Origin of the sequence: Actinacidiphila bryophytorum, from assembly GCF_016916835.1 — a bacterium.
Classification (GTDB): Bacteria; Actinomycetota; Actinomycetes; order Streptomycetales; family Streptomycetaceae; genus Actinacidiphila; species Actinacidiphila bryophytorum.
Genome location: NZ_JAFFIX010000007.1, coordinates 1 through 21,609, shown reverse-complemented (window position 1 = coordinate 21,609; position 21,609 = coordinate 1). Strand labels below are relative to the sequence as shown.

The 21,609-nt window shown below is 72.8% G+C and carries 20 protein-coding genes; 2 read left to right on the top strand and 18 right to left on the bottom strand.

The window, feature by feature from the left end:
• Window positions 1-8: 8 nt before the first annotated feature.
• Window positions 9-1,394 (bottom strand): MFS transporter, encoded by a 1,386-nt coding sequence (locus tag JT723_RS12600; RefSeq protein WP_205044653.1) that lies wholly within the window; start codon window positions 1,392-1,394, stop codon window positions 9-11.
• A gap of 185 nt (window positions 1,395-1,579) precedes the next feature.
• Window positions 1,580-2,443, bottom strand: coding sequence for an aminoglycoside phosphotransferase family protein (locus JT723_RS12595; protein ID WP_205044652.1), 864 nt, complete (start codon window positions 2,441-2,443; stop codon window positions 1,580-1,582).
• Between the two features lie 249 nt (window positions 2,444-2,692).
• Here JT723_RS12595 and JT723_RS36115 point away from each other — a divergent pair, with 249 nt between their 5' ends.
• Window positions 2,693-2,956, top strand: coding sequence for an STAS domain-containing protein (locus tag JT723_RS36115; protein WP_251513527.1), 264 nt, complete (start codon window positions 2,693-2,695; stop codon window positions 2,954-2,956).
• On the opposite strand, the gene JT723_RS12585 is transcribed toward JT723_RS36115, so the two are convergent.
• From JT723_RS12585 to JT723_RS12510, 16 genes are all read right to left on the bottom strand, one after another.
• Complete coding sequence (locus tag JT723_RS12585; RefSeq protein ID WP_205044650.1) at window positions 2,858-3,904, bottom strand: sigma-70 family RNA polymerase sigma factor; 1,047 nt, start codon at window positions 3,902-3,904, stop codon at window positions 2,858-2,860. The two genes, JT723_RS36115 and JT723_RS12585, sit on opposite strands and share 99 nt — an antisense overlap.
• A 171-nt stretch (window positions 3,905-4,075) precedes the next feature.
• Window positions 4,076-6,328, bottom strand: coding sequence for an MMPL family transporter (locus JT723_RS12580; protein ID WP_205044858.1), 2,253 nt, complete (start codon window positions 6,326-6,328; stop codon window positions 4,076-4,078).
• A gap of 265 nt (window positions 6,329-6,593) precedes the next feature.
• Window positions 6,594-7,346, bottom strand: coding sequence for a sirohydrochlorin chelatase (locus JT723_RS12575; RefSeq protein ID WP_205044857.1), 753 nt, complete (start codon window positions 7,344-7,346; stop codon window positions 6,594-6,596).
• A 14-nt stretch (window positions 7,347-7,360) separates the two neighbouring features.
• On the bottom strand, window positions 7,361-8,347 hold the full coding sequence (locus JT723_RS12570) for an ABC transporter permease (RefSeq protein ID WP_205044649.1): 987 nt from the start codon (window positions 8,345-8,347) through the stop codon (window positions 7,361-7,363).
• Window positions 8,334-9,128 carry an ABC transporter ATP-binding protein gene (locus JT723_RS12565; protein ID WP_205044648.1) on the bottom strand — a complete coding sequence of 265 codons (795 nt, stop codon included), beginning with the start codon at window positions 9,126-9,128 and terminating at the stop codon, window positions 8,334-8,336. Before JT723_RS12565 ends, JT723_RS12570 begins: the two co-directional genes overlap by 14 nt.
• Window positions 9,129-9,196: 68 nt before the next feature.
• Window positions 9,197-10,348: an aliphatic sulfonate ABC transporter substrate-binding protein gene (locus JT723_RS12560; protein ID WP_205044647.1), complete on the bottom strand. Its 1,152-nt coding sequence runs from the start codon at window positions 10,346-10,348 to the stop codon at window positions 9,197-9,199.
• 261 nt (window positions 10,349-10,609) lie between these two features.
• Window positions 10,610-11,962 (bottom strand): sulfate adenylyltransferase subunit 1, encoded by a 1,353-nt coding sequence (locus JT723_RS12550; RefSeq protein ID WP_205044645.1) that lies wholly within the window; start codon window positions 11,960-11,962, stop codon window positions 10,610-10,612.
• A 2-nt stretch (window positions 11,963-11,964) separates the two neighbouring features.
• Window positions 11,965-12,900 carry a sulfate adenylyltransferase subunit CysD gene (gene cysD / locus JT723_RS12545; protein WP_205044644.1) on the bottom strand — a complete coding sequence of 312 codons (936 nt, stop codon included), beginning with the start codon at window positions 12,898-12,900 and terminating at the stop codon, window positions 11,965-11,967.
• A complete protein-coding gene (cysC, locus tag JT723_RS12540; protein ID WP_240165526.1) occupies window positions 12,897-13,436 on the bottom strand; it encodes an adenylyl-sulfate kinase in 540 nt (179 codons plus the stop codon). Before cysC ends, cysD begins: the two co-directional genes overlap by 4 nt.
• A 26-nt stretch (window positions 13,437-13,462) precedes the next feature.
• Window positions 13,463-14,167, bottom strand: coding sequence for a phosphoadenylyl-sulfate reductase (locus JT723_RS12535; protein WP_205044885.1), 705 nt, complete (start codon window positions 14,165-14,167; stop codon window positions 13,463-13,465).
• Entirely contained in the window at window positions 14,164-14,343 is a 180-nt protein-coding gene (locus JT723_RS12530) for an eL43 family ribosomal protein (RefSeq protein ID WP_205044642.1), read from the bottom strand. The genes JT723_RS12535 and JT723_RS12530 overlap by 4 nt, the downstream gene beginning before the upstream one ends.
• Complete coding sequence (locus tag JT723_RS12525) at window positions 14,340-16,064, bottom strand: nitrite/sulfite reductase (protein ID WP_205044641.1); 1,725 nt, start codon at window positions 16,062-16,064, stop codon at window positions 14,340-14,342. Before JT723_RS12525 ends, JT723_RS12530 begins: the two co-directional genes overlap by 4 nt.
• Window positions 16,065-16,223: 159 nt before the next feature.
• Complete coding sequence (locus JT723_RS36425; RefSeq protein WP_322899662.1) at window positions 16,224-16,307, bottom strand: putative leader peptide; 84 nt, start codon at window positions 16,305-16,307, stop codon at window positions 16,224-16,226.
• Window positions 16,308-16,392: 85 nt separating this feature from the next.
• Complete coding sequence (locus JT723_RS12520) at window positions 16,393-16,965, bottom strand: GNAT family N-acetyltransferase (protein ID WP_205044640.1); 573 nt, start codon at window positions 16,963-16,965, stop codon at window positions 16,393-16,395.
• 49 nt (window positions 16,966-17,014) lie between these two features.
• Window positions 17,015-18,244 carry a GAF domain-containing protein gene (locus tag JT723_RS12515; protein WP_205044856.1) on the bottom strand — a complete coding sequence of 410 codons (1,230 nt, stop codon included), beginning with the start codon at window positions 18,242-18,244 and terminating at the stop codon, window positions 17,015-17,017.
• A 437-nt stretch (window positions 18,245-18,681) separates the two neighbouring features.
• On the bottom strand, window positions 18,682-20,325 hold the full coding sequence (locus JT723_RS12510; protein ID WP_205044639.1) for an acyl-CoA dehydrogenase family protein: 1,644 nt from the start codon (window positions 20,323-20,325) through the stop codon (window positions 18,682-18,684).
• Between the two features lie 18 nt (window positions 20,326-20,343).
• On the opposite strand from JT723_RS12510, the gene JT723_RS12505 reads away from it, so the two are divergent.
• Window positions 20,344-21,609: YihY/virulence factor BrkB family protein (locus tag JT723_RS12505; RefSeq protein ID WP_372441292.1), on the top strand; the 1,266-nt coding region annotated here is incomplete at its 3' end.

Sequence of the window (21,609 nt, the reverse complement as noted above, 5' to 3'; positions counted from 1 at the left end):
GTGGCGGGTCAGGAGGCCGGGGACGGCTCTGGGACCGAGGCGTCGAGGAGGAAGGCCGCAACGAGCAGGCCGAGGCCTGCGAAGACCGCGGCGCCGAGGAAGGCGTGGTGATAACCGGTGATGGCGCCGCCGCCGGCGTCGGCGGCCAGGACCGCCACGCCGAGCCCGGCGCCCAGCCGCTGCGCGGTGTTGACGACGCCCGACACCACCCCCGTCTCGCCCGGCGCGGCCGCCCGCATCGCCGGCATCGTCGCACCGACGAAGCAGGCGGGCAGCGCGACCGCGAAGACCATGGCGGCGGGCAGGAAGTCGGCCGCGTAGTCCGCGCGCGCCGGGATCCGGGACAGCAGCAGGAGCGCGAGGGCGAGCAGCGCCATGCCGGCGACGAGGACCCTGCGCGGGCCGACGGCCTTGAGCGCCCGGGGGATGAGCAGCCGGGCCACCGGGATGCCGACCAGCGCGATGGGCAGCACGGCGAGACCGGACTTGACGGCGCTGTAGTGGTGGACCTCCTGGAAGTACAGCGAGAGGAAGACGAAGACGGGAACATGTGCGGCGCCGACCAGGAAGTTCGCCAGCGCGGAGCCGGCGATGTCGCGGGTGCGGAAGAGCCGGAAGGGCAGCACCGGTGTGGGGGTGCGCCGTTCGACCGCGGCGAAGGCCGCGCCGAGGAGCACCGCGAGGCCTGCGAGCAGCCAGTGCCGCAGGTCGAGTGAGCCTTCCGCGGCCTTGGTGGCGACGTAGACGACCAGCAGCAGGCACCCGGTGCCGGTGACCATGCCGGGCAGGTCGAGTTCGCCGCGCCGGACGGCGCGCAGGTCGATGCCGTCGCGCGGCAGCAGCCGGCTGCTCGCCAGCAGTCCGAGGACCCCGATGGGCACGTTGACCAGGAAGACCCACTGCCAGCCGAGCGCGGAGACGATCACCCCGCCGGCGGCGACACCGCCGGCCGCGCCGACCGCGCCCATGGCGCTCCACACCCCGAAGGCCCGCCGGTAGGCCTCGGGGTCGGTGAACACCGCGGTGATGAGGGCGAGTTCGGCCGGGATCAGGATGGCGGCGCCGACACCCTGGAGGGCGCGGGCGGCGATCAGGGCCGCGCCGGAGTGGGTGAGCCCGGCCAGCAGCGAGGCGGCGGTGAAGAGGGCCAGGCCGGTCTGGAACATCAGCCGCATGCCGAGCCGGTCGGTGGCGCGGCCGGCGCCCAACTGGAAGCCGCCGAAGGTGACCTGGTAGGCGCTGCTGACCCAGACCAGCGTGGCGAGGCTCAGCGACAGCGCGCTGCCGATGCTCGGCATCGCGAGGTTGACGACGGAGGTGTCGAGGAAGACGAGGAGTTCGACGCTCGTGAGCAGCAGGAGGGTGCCGCGCTGCCCCGCGAGTGTGTTGGGCATGCCAATTCCCTTTCCCGGCAGGGGAGTCACCCGGAAGCGGGAGACCTCTTAAGTCTTACATCGGTGATAGGGTTAACGCCAAGCGGGCAGGCAGGACCCGCCGGGCATGCGGAAACCGCCGGGCGGCGCGGCCGCCCGGCGTGGGGGAGGTTCAGAAGGAGCCGGTCGTCAGGGGGAGCCGGGTGTCAGAAGGAGTACCAGCGCACCGTGGAGTCGCCCGAGCGCAGCGACGCCACCCGGCGGCGGAATTCGCTGCGCGCGGCCGGGTTGGCCGCCGCGTGCTGGGCGACCCAGGCGCAGCCGGCCGTCTCCCGTGCCCCGCGCAGCACCTCGCAGCCCGCCCAGTCGGCGACGTCCCAGCCGTAGGCGCGGGTGAAGGCGGAGTAGGCGGCGGGCGGCACCCCGTAGCGGTCGCGGCTGAGCGTCTGCACGACGAGGTCGTGCTCGCGCAGGTCGGAGGAGAAGGTCTCCAGGTCGACCAGCACGGGCCCGTCGGGGCCGATGTGGACGTTGCGGGGGAGCGCGTCGCCGTGGATCGGCCCGCGCGGCAGATGCGGCACCAGTTCGGTGACCGCGGCGGCCAGCCGGTCCCTGCGGGCGCGCAGGAAGGCCGCCTCGGCCGGGTCGATCGCGTCGCCGGCCAGCCGCAGCCAGCGCTCCACGCCGCCCAGCAGGTCCCGCGGCGGCAGCCCGAAGTCCGGTTCCGGCAGGGCGTGCACGAGCCGCAGCAGCGGGGCGACGTCGGCGGGTTCCGCGGGCCGCAGCGACTCGGGCAGCCGCTGCCAGTAGGTGACCGGGTGGCCGTCGACCAGCCGCACCTCGGACTCGGCCGAGCGCACCGCGGGCACGTCGTGCTTGGCGAGCCAGTCGGCGGTGCGCACCTCGCGGCGGGCGCGGTCCAGCAGGTCGGCCCCGCGGCCCACCTTGATCACCAGCCGGCCGGCCGCGAAGACCGCGTTCTCCCCGAAGGAGAGCAGGTCGGCCGACGGGTGTCCGGCGGACTCCAGCACCGCCTGCGCCCGCTCCTGCGTGAACACCGCTTCCGCCATGCCCCGACCCCTCCGAAGTCCGCCTGGCGGTGCCGGTGCGCCCACCGGCCCGTCCTGGCGCATATGCCGTTGTCATCGCCCATGTGTACGGACAACGGCAAGTCTCCCACTGCTGCGCCCCCGAATTTTGCCTGCTTCGCCGCCGATCCGCTCCGAATACGTACCCCGGTGAGCGATGACTTCGCACCGCGCAGGGGGTCGGTATCTGCGACGTCCGCCGCCGGCGGCCCTGCGCGAGGAGGTCATCTGGTGACGCCGGCCCCCGGCTCCGAGAACACCGCAGGTCACAGCGGCCCGGCGACGGTCACCGTGGATGCGGCGGGGCTGCCCGCCACGACCGCGACCCTCGGCGCGCTCGCCAGACTTCGGCTCGCAGCCCGCCGCACCGGCTACCGGGTGCGGCTGTGCGGTGCGTCACCCGGACTGCGGATGCTCGTCCAACTCGCCGGTCTCGGCGGGGAGTTCGAGTGGGAGCCCGAAGAGCGGGAAGAGCCGGGCGGCGTCGTGGAATGACGTCATCGTGCTGATCCGCCCGCCGAAGGTCTCGATCACCTGCAGTGCGAACGCCTGGAAGCCGCCGCCCGGCTTGGGGCGGTACTGCGCGAACCCCGGCTGCCCGCTGGCCGCGACCGGCACCATCCGCGAGCCCGCGCAGCCGGCTCCGACGGTGGCCATGAAGTCGCGTATGTCGGCGTGGCCGGTCACCCACATCGGATAGGGCGGCATGTTGAGGACCGCGTCCTCGTGCAGCAGCGTGGTCAGCGACGCCAGGTCGTACCGTTCGAAGGCGTCGACATAGCGGGCCAGCAGGGCTTCGCGCTCCTCGTCGAGCGCGGTGTCGCGCACCGCGGTGTCGGCCGAGGCGCCGGCCTCCGCCAGGGTGGCCCTGGCCCGCTGCAGCGCGCTGTTCACCGACGGCACGGTGGTCTCCAGCAGCTCCGCGGTCTCGCTGGCCTTCCAGGCCAGCACCTCGCGCAGGATCAGCACCGCCCGCTGCCGCGGCGGCAGGTGCTGCAGCGCGGCGACGAAGGCCAGCCTGACGGTCTCCCGGGACACCACCACGTCGGCCGGGTCGCCGCCCTCGGGCACCACCCGGCCGTCGGGGGCGGGCTCCACCCACATGCCGTCGGAGGTCGGGTCGGGCAGCACCGCGTCGGCGTGCGAGGCGGGTGAGAGGTCCATCGGCCTGGCCCGGCGCTTGCCCGCGTTGAGGCTGTCCATGCAGACGTTGGTGGCGATGCGGTACAGCCACGACCGCAGCGAGGACCGGCCCTCGAACCGGTCGGCGGCCCGCCAGGCCCGCACCAGCGTCTCCTGCACCGCGTCCTCCGCCTCGAAGGCGGAGCCCAGCATCCGGTAGCAGTAGCCGGTCAGCTCCACCCGGTGCTGCTCAAGACCGCGCTCGACCTCGTCGGCGCCGGTCACCGTCGTCCCGCTTGCGCTGCTCTCCCGTACGGTCATGCTCTCCACCGTAACCGCGACCACTGACACCGCCCCCGTACCGGAGCGGCACGGGGGCGGTGTCAGTGGAGCAGGGCCGGATCATCCCAGGTCGGACGGGGTCGGACGGGGTCGGACGAGGTCGGACGAGGTCGGACGGGGTCGGACGGGGTCAGACGGGGTCAGACGGGGTCAGACCCGGTCGGGGAGCTGCTGCGCCGGGTGCGGCGCGGCGGCCGGCGGCTGCGGCAGGGCCGACTCGTCGTGCGTGAGGTCGGGCAGCCGGTTCATCCAGCGCGGCAGGTACCAGTTCCGGTCGCCGAGCAGGGTCATCACCGCGGGCAGCAGCACCCCGCGGATCACGGTGGCGTCGATCAGCACCGCGAAGGCCAGGCCGACGCCCATCTGCTTCATGCTCTGCATCGACAGGGTGCCGAAGATCGCGAAGACGGCGACCATGATCACGGCGGCGCTGGTGACGACGCCCGCGGTGGTGGTGATGCCGTGCTCGATGGCGCCCTTGGTGGACAGGCCGCGCATCCTGGCCTCGCGGATCCGGGAGACCACGAAGACGTGGTAGTCCATGCTCAGCCCGAACAGGATCACGAAGAGGAAGAGCGGCAGCCAGGCCACCACCGCGCCGGTGCCGTGCGCGCCCACCAGGGAGGCGCCCCAGCCGTGCTGGAAGACCGCGGTCAGGATGCCGTAGGCGGCGCCGACGGACAGCAGGTTCAGCGCGATCGAGGTCACCGCGATGGTCAGCGACCGGAAGGACAGCAGCATCAGCAGGAAGGCGAAGACGGTCACGAAGGCGAAGACCGGCGGCACACTGCTGGTGATCTTGTGGGTGAAGTCCATCGAGCCCGCGGTCTCACCGGTGACCGGCGCCTGCAGCCCGGCGACCTTGCCGAGCGTGTCGGGCCGCACCTGGTCGCGCAGCAGCTTCACGTCGGCCTCGGCCTTGGCGCGGTCGCTGCCGCCCTCCAGCGGGACGTCGATCCTGGCGACGTTCTGCGCGCTGTGCACGGTGACGGTCACCGGGCCCTTGCTGGCCCCGGCCGAGACGGCCTCGGCGCGGAAGTCGGCGATGGCCTTCTTGACCTCGGGGGCGTTGATGTCGGCGGCCTTGACGACGACGTGGGCCGGGTCGGGTCCGCCGGGGAAGGCGGTGTTGATGTGGTCGTAGGTCTGGATGATCGGCAGGCTGTCGCCCAGCTCCTGCTGCATCGACAGGTTCGCGGTCTTCATGCCGAAGGCGGGCAGTGCCAGGGCCAGCAGCGCGCCGCCGGCGATGACGGTGGCCGTCTTGGGGTGGCGCAGCACCGGGCCGAGCACGGACCGCCACAGGCGGCTGTTGCCGGGCGCCGCGGGACGCCCGCCGGCCTGCTGCTGCTTCTTGCGCCGGTTCAGGAACGGGATGCGGCCCTTCTCGACGCGGTGGCCGAGCAGCGACAGCAGCGCGGGCAGGACGGTGACCGAGCCGAACATCGCGATGGCGACCACGATCATGGTGGCCACGCCCATGGCCTTGAAGTCGCCGATGCCGGTGAAGAGCATGCCGGCCATGGCCACGATCACGGTGATGCCGGAGATCAGGACCGCGCGTCCCGAGGTGGCGGCGGCGATCCGCAGGCTGGTGTCCGCGTCGTGCCCGGCAGCCCGCTCCTCACGCTCCCTGCGCAGGTAGAACAGGCAGTAGTCGACGCCGACCGCGAGGCCGACCAGCAGCATCACCGAGTTGGCGGTGTCGCTCATCGGCACCAGGTGGCTGACCACGGCGACCACGCCGCCGGCCGCGACGAAGGCGGTCATCGCCAGCGCCACCGGCAGCAGGGCGGCGACCAGCGCGCCGAAGGCGATCAGCAGGATGCCCAGCGCGAGCGGCACCGCGGAGAACTCGGCGGTCTTGAAGTCGCTGCCGAAGGCGTCGTTGAGCACCTTCTCGGAACTGGCGTCGCCGAACTCCTCGACGCGCAGCTCAGGATGCTTGGCCTGGACCTGCTTGACCTGGTCGAGCACCGGGTCGATGCGGTCGGCCGCGGTCTTCTGGTCGCCGACCACGTCGAAGCGCACCAGCGCGGAACGCCCGTTCGCGGAGATCGACTTGGTGTCGTACGGCGAGGTGACCGCGGTGACCTTGCCGGTGCCCTTGACCGCGCTCATCACCTCGCCGACGACGGTGCGGAAGGCCGGGTCCGTGGCGCTGCCCGCGCCGGCCTTCGCCTGGACCAGGACCATCTCGCCCGCCGGGGGCTTGAGCCCCGCGTCGTCGTTGATCGTGGCGGCCTGGCTGACCTCGCCGGGCATCGACCGGTCCTCGTCCACGTCGACCCGGCCGGCCGACTGGCCGACGAAGACCGCGAGGATCACGAAGAGCAGCCAGCCGCCCACGGCGGCCCACCGGTGCCGGGCGCTCCAGCTGCCCATCGAGGCCGCGATTCCCATCCTGCTGCCGTGTGCGCGTGCGCGACTCACGGTGTCCCCCTTGAAAGGCTTGTAAGGATCGTTTCGGGTGGCGGCGTCCGGCCGCTCCTTCCACAGAGGACGCTACGGGGGCTGGACGTTCCCACCCATCCGGCCTGCTGGTGACTTCGCAGCGGGCCATCTCCCCCTCAGGGGGTGGGGACAACCCCACCATCCGCGGTAAGTGCCCCTTACACGTACGACGGCGAAGGCCCAGGCCACACACGGTGCGGCGCTCCGGTGGGGCTCAGGCGGACAGCAGCCGGGCGGCCGGGCGCAACGCCCGGTCGTAGCGGTGCAGCAGCAGCGAGACGACCTCGGGGGCCGCGCCCAGCACCGGGGCCAGCAGGTCCGCGCCCGCCTCGCGGGCGCCGCGGGCGATCCGGTCGGGCAGGAAGCCGGGAGCGATCACGTACGGCGCCACGGCGACCCGGCGCGCGCCCTCGGCCCGCAGTTCCCTGACCGCGTCCTCGGTACGCGGCAGGGAAGCGGAGGCGAACGCGGGCCGCACGGCGCACCAACCGGTGTGCCGCCACTCCCGCGCGATTGCTGCGATCACCGCGCTCGCCTCCGGATCGGTGGAGCCCGCCGATGCCAGCACGACGCCGGTCGACGGGCGGTCGCCGGGCCGCAGCCCGGCCTCGGACAGCCGGCGCTCCAGCGCGGCCGTCAGCAGCGGGGAAGGGCCGAGCACGTCCGCGGTGCGCAGCCGCAGCGACGGCAGCGCGGCGGTGGCCTCGCACAGCACCGCGGGGATGTCGGTCTTGGCGTGGAAGGCCCGGGTCAGCAGCAGCGGCAGCGCCACCGCCTCCCGTACGCCGTCGGCCGCCAGCCGGCTGACGGCCTGCGGCACCGAGGGCGCGTTGAAGTCCAGGAAGGCGGTGTCCACCCGCAGCCCCGGCCTGGCCGCCGCGACCCGCCGCGTCAGGGCGTGCACGGTCGCCGCGTGCCGCGGGTCGCGTGAGCCGTGCGCGATGACGAGCAGCGGGGGCGCGGACAGGCCGGGGCGCACGGTCACTGGCTCCGTGCGGTCAGGCCGCGGGAGCGCAGCACCCAGCGCTCCAGCGGGCTGAAGATCAGCAGGTCGATGGCGATGCCGACGAAGAGGATCAGCAGGATGCCCAGGAAGACGCCCGCCATGTCGGAGCCCTCGCGCATGTTCTCCAGATAGCGGCCGAGTCCCACGCCCAGGTCGGGTGAGGACGCGATCAGCTCGGCGGCCATCAGCGACCGCCAGGAGAAGGCCCAGCCCTGCTTCAGGCCCGCCACGTAGCCGGGCAGCGCGGCCGGCAGCAGGATGAACCAGGCACCGCGCAGCCCGGTCGCCCCGATGGTGCGCCCTGCCCGCAGGTACAGCGGCGGCACCTGGTCGATGCCGGCGACCAGGCCGTTGGCGATGGAGGGCACCGCGCCGAGCAGGATGACCGCGTACATGGTGGAGTTGTTCAGGCCGAGCCAGATCACCGCGGCCGGCACCCACGCCACCGACGGCAGCGACTGCAGGCCGGACAGGATCGGCCCTATGGCGGCCCGCACGAAGGGCACCCGGGCCACCAGCAGGCCCAGCGGGGTGCCGATGATCAGCGCGGCGGCGAAGCCGAGCAGGCCGTGCGAGACGCTGGTCCAGATGATCGAGAACAGGTCGCCCGCCCGCCACCGGTCGCCCAGCTCCTGGCCGACCGCGGAGGGGCTGGGCAGCTTGGTCTTGTCGGCGACCTTCGCCCAGACCGCGAGCTGCCACACCACCAGCACCAGCAGCACCGCGCTGATCGGCGGCAGCACCTTCTTGACCAGCACCTGCCCGATCGGGGCGCGCTTGACGACGACCGCGTCCAGCGCGTCGAGCCCGGCCTCCAGGCCCGACAGGTCGTGCCGGTCCTGCCGCCCGGCCTGCTTGGCCACCGCGGCATGCGGGGCGTCCGCGCCGCCGTCCTGCTGCGGGTCGGGCGCGTCCTCAACGGGCGCGGCGTCCTTCGCGCCCGACGTCTCAGTGCTGGCCATGGCGGCGGATCTCCCCACGCAGTTCTTCGGTGATCTCGACGGACAGGTCGGCCACGGCCGCGTCCTCGATCCGACGCGGCTGCGGTATGTCGATGGCCCACTCCCGGTTGATCCGGCCGGGCCGGGAGGACAGCAGCACCACCCGCTGTGCGAGCCGTACCGCCTCCCGCACGTTGTGCGTCACGAACAGCACCGACAGGTTCGTCTCCGACCAGATACGGGTCAGCTCGTCGTGCAGCACGTCCCGGGTGATGGCGTCGAGCGCCGCGAACGGCTCGTCCATCAGCAGCAGCTGGCTGTCCTGGGCGAGCGCCCTGGCCAGCGCCACCCGCTGCCGCATGCCGCCGGACAGCTCGTGCACCCGCTTGCCGTACGCCCCGCCGAGCCGCACCAGCGACAGCAGCCGCTCGGCCTCGGGGCGGCGCTGCTCGCGCGGCATCCCGCGCATCCGCAGCGTCAGTTCGATGTTCTTGCCCGCGGTCAGCCACGGGAACAGCGCGTGCTCCTGGAACATCAGGGCCGGCCGGCCGCCGGGAGTCGTGATGCTCCCGGCGGACGGCTTGTCGAGCCCGGCGACCAGGTTCAGCAGCGTCGACTTGCCGCATCCCGAGGCCCCCAGGAGGCAGACGAACTCGCCGGGGCGCACATCGAGGGTGATGTCGTCCAGCACGAGCTGCCGGCCGCCGGGCCTGCCGAACGCCTTCGACACATGGTCGAGCCTGGCCGCGTGCGCGGCGCTTTCCGCGCTCTGCGCGGCGGCACTGGTGAGAGTGTCGGCCATGGGTGTCACCTCCTGGGGTTCTCGGTTCGATCAGCTGGTCGGTTGCTGCGGTATGCCTGCCGTGCCGCCTACTTGGCGCCGAGCCCTGCGGAGTCCACCGCCGGGTCGCCCTGCGCCGTGAGCACCTTGTTGAGCAGCGTCAGGTCGTAGATGCCGTCCAGCTTCGGGGAGTCGAGCAGGCCGGCGGAGACCGCGTGCTCGGCCTCGGCCTTGGCGGTCGCGGCCAGCGGGTCGTCGAGCACCTCGATGGACGCCCAGGCCGGGTCGAGGATGTCGGCGGGAAGCGCCTTCTGGGTCAGCGCCTTCAGCTGGTCGTTGGCGTCGGCCTTGGCCTTGTCGGAGTTGGCCTTGATCCACGCGTTGGTCTTCACCGAGCCGCGCAGCACCGCCTCGACCACGTCGGGGTGGGCGGTCAGGAACTTCTGAGACACGATCACGTTGGTGATCACGAACTTCTTGTCGGGCCACAGCGTGCTCTCGTCGAGCAGCACCTTGGCGCCCTCGCTGACCAGCTTCGAGGCGGTGGGCTCCGGCACCCACGCCCCGTCGATGGAGCCGTTCCTGTACGCGTCAGGGGTGATCTTGTTGTCGGTGCGCACCACCGACACGTCGCCCCTGCCGCTCTGCGCGTCGACCTTCCAGCCCTGCGACGTGATCCAGTTCAGCAGCGCCACGTCCTGGGTGTTGCCCAGCTGCGGGGTGGCGATCTTCTTGCCCTTCACGTCCGCCAGGGTCTTGATCTTCGCCGGGTTGACCACCAGCTTCACACCGCCCGACGCGGAGCCCGAGATGATCCGCAGGTCGGAGCCGTCGGACTTGGTGTAGCCGTTGATGGCGGGGGAGGGGCCGATCCAGCCGATGTCGATCGACCCGGCGTTGAGCGCCTCGATCTCGGCGGGTCCCGCGTTGAAGGTGGCCGGCTTGATCTTGGTGCCGCCCAGCTCCTGCTGGAAGAAGCCCTCCTTGAGCCCGACCAGAGCGGTGGCGTGGGTCAGGTTGGGGAAGTAGCCGATCTTGACCTCGTCGGCGGACAGCTTCGCCGCGGTGGTCGAACCGGAGGCGGCGGCCGCCGCGGGGGCGTCCGAGTCGTCCGACTTCTTGTCGGAGCCGTAGCCGCAGGCGGCGAGGGTGCCCAGGAGCAGCGGGAGCGCGGCGGCCACGGCGACGAGTCTGTGGCGCGAGGCGGAGGTGCGGGATGCGGAACGGAGGTGCGCAGACACAGGTGTGTCCTCTCGTCAGGCCCGGTGTGTCGCGGCGCCTAGGGCGGCGCGGCCGGAAGTTCGTCAGGTCTTCGAAGGCGGTGCATCGGGGTGCGCACACCGCGCGGGAGTCGTGCGCCGGCGGCCCCGGGCGTGCCGCGGACCACCGTGTGCCGGGTCAGCGCACACATCGTGCGACCCCGCCCGTACCCGAGCCGAGCGAGCCGCTGCCGACGCGCCCGCCCTCCTTCGCGAATCCCGAGAAGGCGTCCTGAGCCATCGTCAGAAGTCCCATCCCTCGTCGTCCGCCGCGCCACCGGCGGCCGACGAGGGCTCCGCGAACGCCTCGCCCGCCATGCCCGCGGTCAGCGTCGTACCGTCCGCGGGGTCGATCAGCAGGAAGGCACCGGTCAGCCGCACATCGGCGTAGGCGTCGATGGGCAGCGGCTCCGCGGTGCGCAGCTGCACCGCACCGATGTCGTTGACCTCAAGCGCCGCCGGGTCGTTCTCGTGCGCCAGCCCGTGCGAGAGGTCGATGCGGTACGGCAGCGCCTTGACGATCGCCTTGACCGTACGCGTCGCGTGCTTGAGCAGCACCCGCTCGCCGATCCGCAGCGGGCGCTCGTGCAGGTGGCACACCGTGGCCCGTACGTCCTGGGTCACCGCGGGGGCCGAGCCGGTCGGTGCGATCAGGTCGCCGCGCGAGACGTCCAGGTCGTCGGCGAGCAGCACGGTCACCGACTGCGGCGCCCACGCGGTGTCCACGCTGCGGCCCAGCGCGTCGATCCCGGCGATCGTGGTGGTACGCCCCGAGGGCAGCACTGTGACCGGGTCGCCGACCCGCAGCAGGCCCGAGGCGATCTGGCCCGCGTAGCCGCGGTAGTCGGGGTGGTCCGCGGTCTGCGGCCTGATCACGTACTGCACGGGGAAGCGCGCGGGGCAGCCGGTCAGGTCGTGGCTGACCGGGACCGTCTCCAGGTGTTCGAGCACCGTCGGGCCGCCGTACCAGTCCATGTTGGCCGACGGCTCGACCACGTTGTCGCCGGCCAGCGCCGAGATCGGGATCGCGGTGATCTCCGGGACGCCCAGCGAGGCCGCGTAGGAGGTGAACTCCTCGGCGATCGCGGCGAAGACCGGTTCGGCGTAGTCCACCAGGTCCATCTTGTTGACCGCGAGCACCACGTGCGGCACCCGCAGCAGCGCCGCGACCGCGGCATGCCTGCGGGTCTGCTCGACCACACCGTTGCGCGCGTCCACCAGCACCACGGCGAGCTCCGCGGTCGAGGCGCCCGTCACCATGTTCCGCGTGTACTGCACATGGCCGGGCGTGTCGGCCAGGATGAAGCGGCGGCGTGCGGTCGCGAAGTAGCGGTAGGCCACGTCGATGGTGATGCCCTGCTCCCGCTCGGCCCGCAGGCCGTCGGTGAGCAGCGCGAGGTCCGGCGCCTCCTGGCCGCGCCCGAGCGAGGCGCGCTCGACGGCCTCCAGCTGGTCGCTGAGCACCGACTTGGAGTCGTGCAGCAGCCGCCCCACCAGGGTGGACTTCCCGTCGTCGACCGACCCGGCGGTGGCGAACCGCAGCAGGGTGGTCGCCGACAGCTCTTCCGCGGTCAGCGGGCTCGTGGTGCTGGTCATGGTTAGAAGTACCCCTCGCGCTTGCGGTCCTCCATCGCCGCCTCCGACATCTTGTCGTCGGCGCGGGTGGCACCCCGTTCGGTCAGCCGGGACGCGGCGATCTCGGTGATCACCGAGTCCAGCGTGGTGGCCGCGGAGTCGACCGCCCCGGTGCAGGACATGTCGCCGACGGTGCGGTAGCGCACCAGCCGGGTCTGCACCGGCTCACCCGGCTTCGGGCCGCCCCACTCGCCCGCGGTCAGCCACATGCCGTTGCGGTTGAAGACCTCACGCTCGTGCGCGAAGTAGATCTCCGGCAGTTCGATGCCCTCCCGGGCGATGTACTGCCACACGTCGAGCTCGGTCCAGTTCGACAGCGGGAAGACCCGTACGTGCTCGCCCGCCGCGTGCCGGCCGTTGTACAGCTGCCACAGCTCGGGGCGCTGCCGGCGCGGGTCCCACTGGGAGAACTCGTCGCGCAGCGAGAACACCCGCTCCTTGGCCCTGGCCTTCTCCTCGTCGCGCCGCCCGCCGCCGAAGACAGCGTCGAAGCGGAGCGAGGCGATGGCCTCGGTCAGCGGCACCGTCTGCAGCGGGTTGCGCAGCCCGTCGGGGCGCTCGCGCAGCCGGCCGTCGTCGATGTAGTCCTGCACCTTGGCGACGTGCAGCCGCAGGCCGTGCCGGGCGACCGTGCGGTCGCGCAGGTCCAGGACCTCGGGGAAGTTGTGCCCGGTGTCCACGTGCAGCAGCGCGAAGGGCACCGGCGCGGGCGCGAACGCCTTGAGCGCCAGGTGCAGCATGACGATCGAGTCCTTGCCGCCGGAGAAGAGGATCACCGGCCGCTCGAACTCGCCCGCCACCTCGCGGAAGATGTGCACCGCCTCGGACTCCAGCGCGTCCAGGTGCGTCAGCGCGTACGGGCTGTCCCGCTGCTCGGTGTGCGTGACGGTCGTGGTCATGTCGTGAGGCCCCTCTCGGCGAGCAGCGCGTGCACCGCTGCGGCGGACTGTTCCACCGTGCTGCCTTGCGTCTCGATCCGCAGGTCCGGGTTCTCGGGGACCTCGTACGGGTCGTCCACCCCGGTCAGTCCGGTCAGTTCACCTGCGGCCTGCCGTGCGTACAGGCCCTTGACGTCCCGCACCGAGCACACGTCCACCGGGGTCGCCACATGGACCTCCACATAGCCGGTGCCCTGCGCCTGGTGGCGCTTGCGCACCGCCTCGCGGCTGTCGGCGTACGGCGCGATGACCGGTACGAGCACCAGCACCCCGTGCGAGGCCAGCAGTTCGGCGACGAAGCCGATCCGCTGCACGTTGGTGTCGCGGTCCTCGCGGGTGAAGCCCAGGCCCGCGGACAGGAACTCGCGGATCTCGTCGCCGTCCAGCACCTCCACCCGGCGGCCCTGCGCCCGCAGCGTGTCCGCCAGCGACCTCGCGATGGTGGTCTTGCCCGCGCTCGGCAGCCCGGTGAGCCATACGGTGGCGCCGCTGGTCATCGGTGTCTCCTGCTCCTGGGGTGCCGTCACTGGTGGATACCGCACTCGGTCTTGCCTATGCCCGCCCAGCGTCCGGCGCGGGCGTCCTCACCCTCCAGCACCCGCCGGGTGCAGGGCGCGCAGCCGACGGAGGCGTAACCGTCCATCAGCAGCGGGTTGGTGAGCACGCCGTGTTCGGCGACGTAGGCCTCCACGTCGCCTTGCGTCCAGCGGGCGATCGGGGCGATCTTGACCTTCTGCCGCCTGGCGTCCCAGCCGACGACCGGGGTGTTCGCCCGGGTCGGCGACTCGTCCCTGCGCAGCCCGGTCGCCCAGGCGTCGTAGCCCTTCAGGCCTGCTTCGAGCGGCGCGACCTTGCGCAGCGCGCAGCACAGGTCAGGGTCGCGGTCGTGCAGCTTCTCGCCGTACTGCGCGTCCTGCTCGGCGACGGTCTGCACGGGGGTGAGGGTGATGACGTTGACGTCCATCACCGCCGCCACCGCGTCCCGGGTGCCGATGGTCTCGGGGAAGTGGTAGCCGGTGTCGAGGAAGACGACGTCGACCCCGGGCAGCGCCCGCGAGGCCAGGTGCGCCACCACGGCGTCCTCCATCGAGGAGGTCACGCAGAAACGCGGCCCGAAGGTGTCGGCGGCCCAGCGCAGCACGTCGAGCGCCGAGGCCTCCTCGAGGTCGCGGCCCGCCTGCTCGGCGAGCTGCTGCAAGTCCTGTGCCGTATACGGTGCGGTGGTCACGAAGCGCCTCCCTGCGGGGTCTCGGCGGCCGGCCTCCTGGCCAGCAGCCCGAGGAACGACAACTGGAATGCACGGCTGCACGCCCGGCATTCCCAGGCGCCGCGGGCCTCCTCGGACGGGCGCAGGTCCTCGTCGCCGCAGTAGGGGCAGTAGAACGGGGCGGCACGCTCGCTCATGACAGCGCCTCCTCCGAGGCCCGCGCCGCCCACTGGGCGAAGCGTTCGCCGTCGGTGCGCTCGGCCTGGAAGCGGGTGAGCACCCGCTCGACGTAGTCGGGCAGTTCGGCGGCGGTGACCTTCAGGCCGCGCACCTTGCGGCCGAAGCCGGGCTCAAGGCCGAGGCTGCCGCCCAGGTGCACCTGGTAGCCCTCGGTCTGCTCGCCGTCGGCGCCGGTGACCAGCTGGCCCTTGAGACCGATGTCGGCGGTCTGGATACGGGCGCACGAATTCGGGCAGCCGTTGATGTTGATCTGGATCGGCTCGTCGAACTCCGGCAGGCGGCGTTCCAGTTCGTCGATCAGCGAGGCGCCGCGCGCCTTGGTCTCGACGATCGCCAGCTTGCAGAACTCGATGCCGGTGCAGGCCATCGTGCCGCGCCGGAAGGGCGAGGGCCGCACCTGCAGGTCCAGCGACTCCAGGCCGCTGACCAGCGAGTCGACGCGGTCCTCCGCGACGTTGAGCACCAGCATCTTCTGGTCGGTGGTGGTGCGCACCTGGTCGGAGCCGTGGCCCTCGGCCAGTGCGGCGATCTTCGTCAGCGTGGTGCCGTCGATCCGGCCGACCCGGGGGGCGAAGCCGACGTAGAAGCGGCCGTCCTTCTGCCGGTGCACCCCGATGTGGTCGCGCCACACCTGCGAGGGCATCTGCGGGGCCGGGCCGTCGACCAGCTTGCGCTTCAGGTACTCGTCCTCCAGCACCTGGCGGAACTTCTCGGTGCCCCAGTCCGCCAGCAGGAACTTCAGCCGGGCGCGGTGGCGCAGCCGGCGGTAGCCGTAGTCGCGGAAGATGCCGACGACACCGGCCCACACGTCAGGCACCTCGTCCAGCGGCACCCACGCGCCGAGCCGCTCGCCCAGCCGCGGGTTGGTCGACAGCGCGCCGCCGACCCACAGGTCGAAGCCCGGGCCGTGCTCGGGGTGCTCGACACCGACGAAGGACACGTCGTTGATCTCGTGCACCACGTCGAGCAGCGGCGAACCGGAGATCGCGGTCTTGAACTTGCGCGGCAGGTTGGAGAACTCCTTGCTGCCGATGAAGCGCTCCTTGATCGCCTCGATCGCCGGGGTGCCGTCGATGATCTCGTCCTCGGCGATACCGGCCACCGGCGAGCCGAGCATGGCGCGCGGGGTGTCGCCGCACGCCTCGGTCGTGGACAGGCCCACCGACTCCAGGCGGCGCCAGATCTCCGGCACGTCCTCGATGCGGATCCAGTGGTACTGCACGTTCTGCCGGTCGGTGATGTCGGCGGTGCCGCGGGCGAACTCCTGCGAGATCTCGCCGATCACCCGCAGCTGCGCCACCGTCAGCCGGCCGCCGTCGACCCTGACCCGCATCATGAAGTAGCGGTCGTCCAGCTCCTCGGGCTCCAGGATCGCGGTGCGCCCGCCGTCGATCCCGGGGCGGCGCTGGGTGTACAGACCCCACCAGCGCATGCGCCCGCGCAGGTCGGCGCCGTCGATGGAGTCGAAACCGGCCTTGGCGTAGATCGTCTCAATGCGCGTCCGCACGTTGAGACCGTCATCGTCCTTCTTCGTCTGCTCGTTGGCGTTGAGCGGAGTGAAGTGGCCCTTGGCCCACTGGCCTTCACCGCGGTGCCGGGTCGTCTTGCGGCGTCCGGCGGCTGCGGTGGTGGGCCGGCCCCTGGCCGGCGGCTGCGGGGTGGCGGGGCTGGATGCCATGGCGATGCGTCCTTCTGGCAGGCTCGAATACGGTCGATGACGGCGCGGAAGTACCCTGTGGCCTGGGGAAACGCAGAGCGGTGGGGCAGCGCGGCGGACACGTGGGGAACTCCCGTGCATCCACGACGACGGGGATGGCGGAGCGGTGCGGCTGTGCGGTCAGCCCGCCGGACAGATGGCGCTGGACACGCGGCAGAAGTCGACGTGCGGCCGACCTACCAAGGCGATTCCAGTGCGTGACATGACGGAAGCGTGGCATGCAGGTCTCGGGCGAGTCCACCGTTATCCAGTATGTGGACCAGATAATCTCGCCATGTGAGACGCTGTGTCATGCGTCACTCCCCGCGCCGAGCGGCCGGCGCGGCCGGACGTTCGGAACGGCGGTCACCGTGTCGAAGACCCGGAAACCGCGCCGGCGGTAGTTGTCCAGCGCATACGGCCCGTCCAGCGAGCAGGTGTGCACCCACACCCTGCGGGTCGCCGCCCGGCCCGGCCAGCGCCCGCCCAGGTCCCAGGCGCGCTCGGTGCCGTACGTCAGCAGGTGCCCGCCGATGCCGCGGCCGCGGAAGTCCGGCAGCAGCCCGAAATACCCGATCTCGACCACGCCCTCGTCCTGCCCCACCAGCTCCACGTAGCCCGCGGGGGTGCCGTGCTCGTACGCCACCCACAGCTCGGTGCCCGGCCGCTCCAGCACCTCGCGCCAGCGGGCCGGCGGCCACGGCAGCCGGTCCGTCCACGAGCAGTCGCCGCCCACCGCCGTGTACAGGAAGCGCTGGAAGTCCGGTGAGGGGACCTCGGCCCGCACGATCCGGACACCCGCGCCGGCCGCGGGCACGGCTGCGGGCTGCAGCTCGCCCGGCGCGTTCAGCTCAAGGGACCAGGTGGTCACGGCGGTGGTCATGCGCCCACCCTAAGCGGAGCCCGCACCGCCGCCGCGGGGGGAGTGCAGGTCAGCCGGGCCTGCGGCTCGCCAGCACCGCGGGCGCCACCGAATGCGGCAGCAGGTCCAGCGGCCGTGCGGGCCGCAGCAGCTCGACCTCCACCGCCTCGGAGAAACGATACGGCCGGTGCGCCAGCACCCCCGCCAGGTTCCTGCGCAACCGCGACAACTCCGCCCGTACCGTCACCGTACGGCTCGGGTCCCCGAACAGGTCGCCCGCCAGCTCCGCCGCCGTACGCCCCGACGGGTGCAGCGCCAGCACGTACAGCAGCTCCGCATGGCGCGGGCTGAGCGCCTGCGACCAGCTGCCCGCGGGACCCGACACCGTCACCGTCCAGCCGTCCGGCCGGCTCACGTCCACCACCACCCGGCTCGCCGCCGGCAGCCGCTCCCGGCCGCCCACCCGGATCAGCCAGCCGCCCGGCAGAGGCTCGAAGCGGCACAGCCCCAGCGAGGGCACCCACACCTGCCCCGCCGCCACCGACACCGGCAGCGCGACCCGCTCGGCCGGCGCCAGGCCCGTCGCCGCGGCCGTCCAGCCGTTGCGGTCCACCACCAGCGCCTGCCCGCCGATCCCGGCCAGCAGCGGCGCCGCCACCGAACGCAGCCGCCCCACCGCCGCCCAGTGCCGCGAGCGGAGCTCGCCCTCCGCGACCCGCGCCACCGCCGACACCAGCGACAGCGTCGCCGGGTGCACAGTCGCCGCAGGCCCGCTGACGTCCACCACACCCAGCAGCCGGCCGTCCCGCGGGTCGTGCAGCGGCGAGGCCGCACAGGTCCAGCCGTGGTGGGTGCGCACGAAGTGCTCGGCCGAATGCACCTGGAGCGGTGCGCCGGTGATCAGCGCGGTGCCGATCGCGTTGGTGCCCACCACGTCCTCCGACCAGGAGGCGCCCTCGGCGAAGCCCAGCCGGTCCGCGCTCCTGCGCACCGCGTGGCTGCCGTCCCGCCACAGCACCCGGCCCTCCGCGTCCGTCACGACCATGATGTGCCAGGCCGCGTCGGCGATCTCCACCAGGCCCTCGCTCAGCACCGGGAGTACGTCGCCGAGCGCGGTGCTGCGCCGGCGGTGCTCGATCTCGTCCGCGCCGAGCAGGCCGTTGTGCCGGCCCACGTCCGGATCCACGCCATGGCCGAGCGTGCGCTCCCACGACGCGCCGATCACCGCGCGCGGCGCCTCCGGCGGTACGTCGCCGGCCAGCGTCGCGGCCCGCACGGACGCCAGCAGATGCGGGGACATACGGACGTCGCTCCGCTCCAGCCGCCCGAAGCCGATCGGAAGGTGTGGCACGACATCTCCGTTCTGCCGTTCCTGCAATGGTGCCCGGGCGGGGGCCCGGGCCGCTCGGCTTTGGCCCAACCGGCCAGCTGCAACTGGCTGCAACGGTTGCGCTCCCGGGCGCTTCGGGCGGACCCTGACGCCGCGTCACGGACGGGGGTGGTGCCGAGTCGGCGCGGCACCACCCCTCCGCCGCGCCTCCTTCCCCCGGGCGCCCCGCCCGTCCCCCTGCGGCGCCCTCGCGCCCTCCCCGCCGCGCCGGCTTGTCGCGCAGTTCCCCGCGCCCCTGGGCGGGTGCCCTCTTCCCGCAGGGTGAGCGTTTTTGAGGGGCGCGGGGAACTGCGCGGCCGATCACAGCGCACCGAAAGCAAGCAACGCCACGGCAAGTGGCAGTCACCTCAGGACGCCCCCGGCCAGGGGGTGGTGCGGGTGAGGATGGAGGGCAGGGCGAGGCCTGACGGGAGTGTGCCGAAGGTGGAGCCCCACTCACCCCCCAGGCGCGAAGCGCAGAACGCGTCGGCGACCTCCGCGGGGGCGTGACGGACCAGGAGCGAGCCCTGGAGGACGAGCGCCATGCGCTCGACGATGCGCCGCGCGCGCCCTTCGACGCCGTCGAGGTCACCGAGTTCGGAGAGCAGGTCCTTGACGGCCGCGTCGAGCCGCCGGTCCGCGCCCCTGGCGAGCCCCACCTCGGAGAGGAACGCGTTCACCGCGAGCGGCTCACGCGTGAGGACGCGCAGGACGTCGAGCGCCTGGACGTTCCCCGACCCCTCCCACACGGAGTTGAGCGGGGACTCCCGGAAGATCCTCGGCATGCCGGACTCCTCGACGTACCCGTTGCCGCCGAGGCATTCGAGCGCTTCGGCCGCGACGGCCGGGCACCGCTTGGTGACCCAGAACTTGGTCACCGCCACGGCGAGCCGCCGGAAGTGCCGCTCCTGCTCGGTGTCGGTGTCGCAGGCCGCGGCGAGCCGCAGCACCGTGGTCGTGGCGGCCTCGGACTCCAGGGCGAGGTCCGCGAGGACGTTGCGCATCAGGGGCTTGTCGACGAGCGGCCCGCCGAACGCGCTGCGATGCCGGGCGTGGTGCACGGCCTGTGCGACGGCCTGCCGCATGAGCGCGGCGGAGCCGATCGCGCAGTCCAGCCGGGTGGCGGCGACCATCTCGATGATGGTGGCGACCCCGCGGCCCTCCTCGCCGACCCGCCGCGCCCAGGTGTCGCGGAACTCGACCTCGGACGAGGCGTTGGAGCGGTTGCCGAGCTTGTCCTTGAGGCGCTGGATCGCGAAGGTGTTGCGTGTGCCGTCCGGGAGCACCCGGGGCAGCAGGAAGCAGGTCAGCCCGCCTGGCGCCTGCGCCAGGACGAGGAAGCCGTCGGACATCGGCGCGGAGCAGAACCACTTGTGCCCGGTGAGCGCGTACGCGCCCTCCTCGGCGAGCGGCCGCGCGGCGGTGGTGTTGGCCCGTACGTCGGAGCCGCCCTGCTTCTCGGTCATGCCCATCCCGAGCAGCGCCCCGGGCTTCTGCCCGGCCGGCACCAGCCGCGGGTCGTAGACGTGCGAGCCGAGCCGCGGCTCCCACTCGGCGGCGAGCACCGGGTCGGTACGCAGCGCAGGCACCGCCGCGTGCGTCATGGACACCGGGCAGCCGTGCCCGGCCTCCACCTGGGACCAGACCAGGAAGCCGGCCGCGCGCCGCAGGTGCCCGTCGGGCCTCGACCACGCGTCGGTCAGGCCCGCGGTGACCGCGTGGCCGAGCAGCCGGTGCCAGGAGGGGTGGAAGTCGACCTCGTCGATGCGGTTGCCGTAGCGGTCGTGCGTGCGCAGCACGGGGCCGTAGGTGTTCGCCTCCTCGCCCCACCGCTGCGCCTGTGCGGAACCCGCCGCGACCCCGAGCAGCGACAGCTCCTCGTCGATCTCCGGCAGCAGCGCCGGGTCCGCGTGGCGCGCGACGGCGTCGGTCAGCGCGCTGTCGGTGCGGTAGACGTCGTGGCCGACCAGCGGCGGGACCTGGTTCGTGACCGTGTGAGTGGGGGCAGTCATGGCAGCTAACGTAAGGGGGTGCAAGCAGCAGAAGAAAGAAGCCACCGGCGTCCGAGCCGTTGGCGGCGGGCCAGGGTGCTGTACCGCAACGTCTCCAAGCGGAAGGTCGGCTGGCTCCTCCTGAAGGACACGGTCGACTCCTGCATGGAGTACCGCGTCACCGGACTCGCCGCCGAGGCCGCCTTCTTCGTGCTGCTGTCGCTCCCGCCGCTGCTGCTCGGCCTGGTCGGCGCGCTCGGTTACGTCGACACCGTCGTCGGCCTGGACACCATCGACCACATCCGCCACAACATCCTCAGCGCGTCCGCGACGGTGCTGTCCGACAAGGGCGTCAACGAACTGGTCAAACCGCTCGTGGACGACGTCTTCCACGGGCGCCGCCCGGACCTGATATCGCTCGGCTTCCTGATCGCCCTGTGGTCGGGGTCCCGGGCGGTCAACGTCTTCGTCGACACCATCACGATCATGTACGGCCTGGAGGGCCGCCGGGGCATCGTGCGCACCCGGCTGATGTCGCTCGGCCTCTTCGTCGTCGCGCTGATCCTCGGCGCCGCGGTGCTGCCGATGATCGTGGTCGGCCCGAGCGCGGTCAACGACCTCGTGCCGGGCACCTCGGGCACCGTGCACGTCCTCTACTGGCCGTTCGTGCTGCTGGCCTCCGTCGCGTTCCTCACCACGCTCTACCACGTGTCCGTGCCCGTGCGGGCGCCCTGGTACGAGGACGTGCCCGGCGCGCTCGTCGCCCTGCTGATGTGGGTGCTGGGCAGCTTCGTCCTGCGGATCTACCTCACGCACGCCGTCGAGGGACCGACGATCTACGGCTCGCTGGCCGCACCGGTCGCCGTCCTGCTGTGGATCGGGGTGTCGGCCTTCGCCGTGCTGGTCGGGGCCGCCGTCAACGCCGCCGTCGACCGCATCTGGCCGTCGCTTGCGACCGCCGCGGCCCGCGAGGAGAACGACCGCCTCAAGGTCGCCGCCGCCGCCGAGGTGGTCGCGCGGGCCGCCGCCCGCCGCGCCCGGCAGGCCGCGGCCGCCGAGGAGGACGAGGACCCGCCCGCGGAGTACCCCGAGCGCTGGATCGACGTCCTGCCGCACAGCGACGTGCGCTCCCGGCTCCGCCCCCGCCGCCCCAAGCCGCCCGCCGCCGCGGCGCCCCTCCTCCCGCCGCGCCCCCCCCCCCCCCCCCCCCCCCCCCCCCCCCCCCCCCCCCCCCCCCCCCCCCCCCCCCCCGCCCCCCCCCCCGCCCCCCCCCCCCCCCCCCCCCGGGCGCCGGGGGGGGGGGGG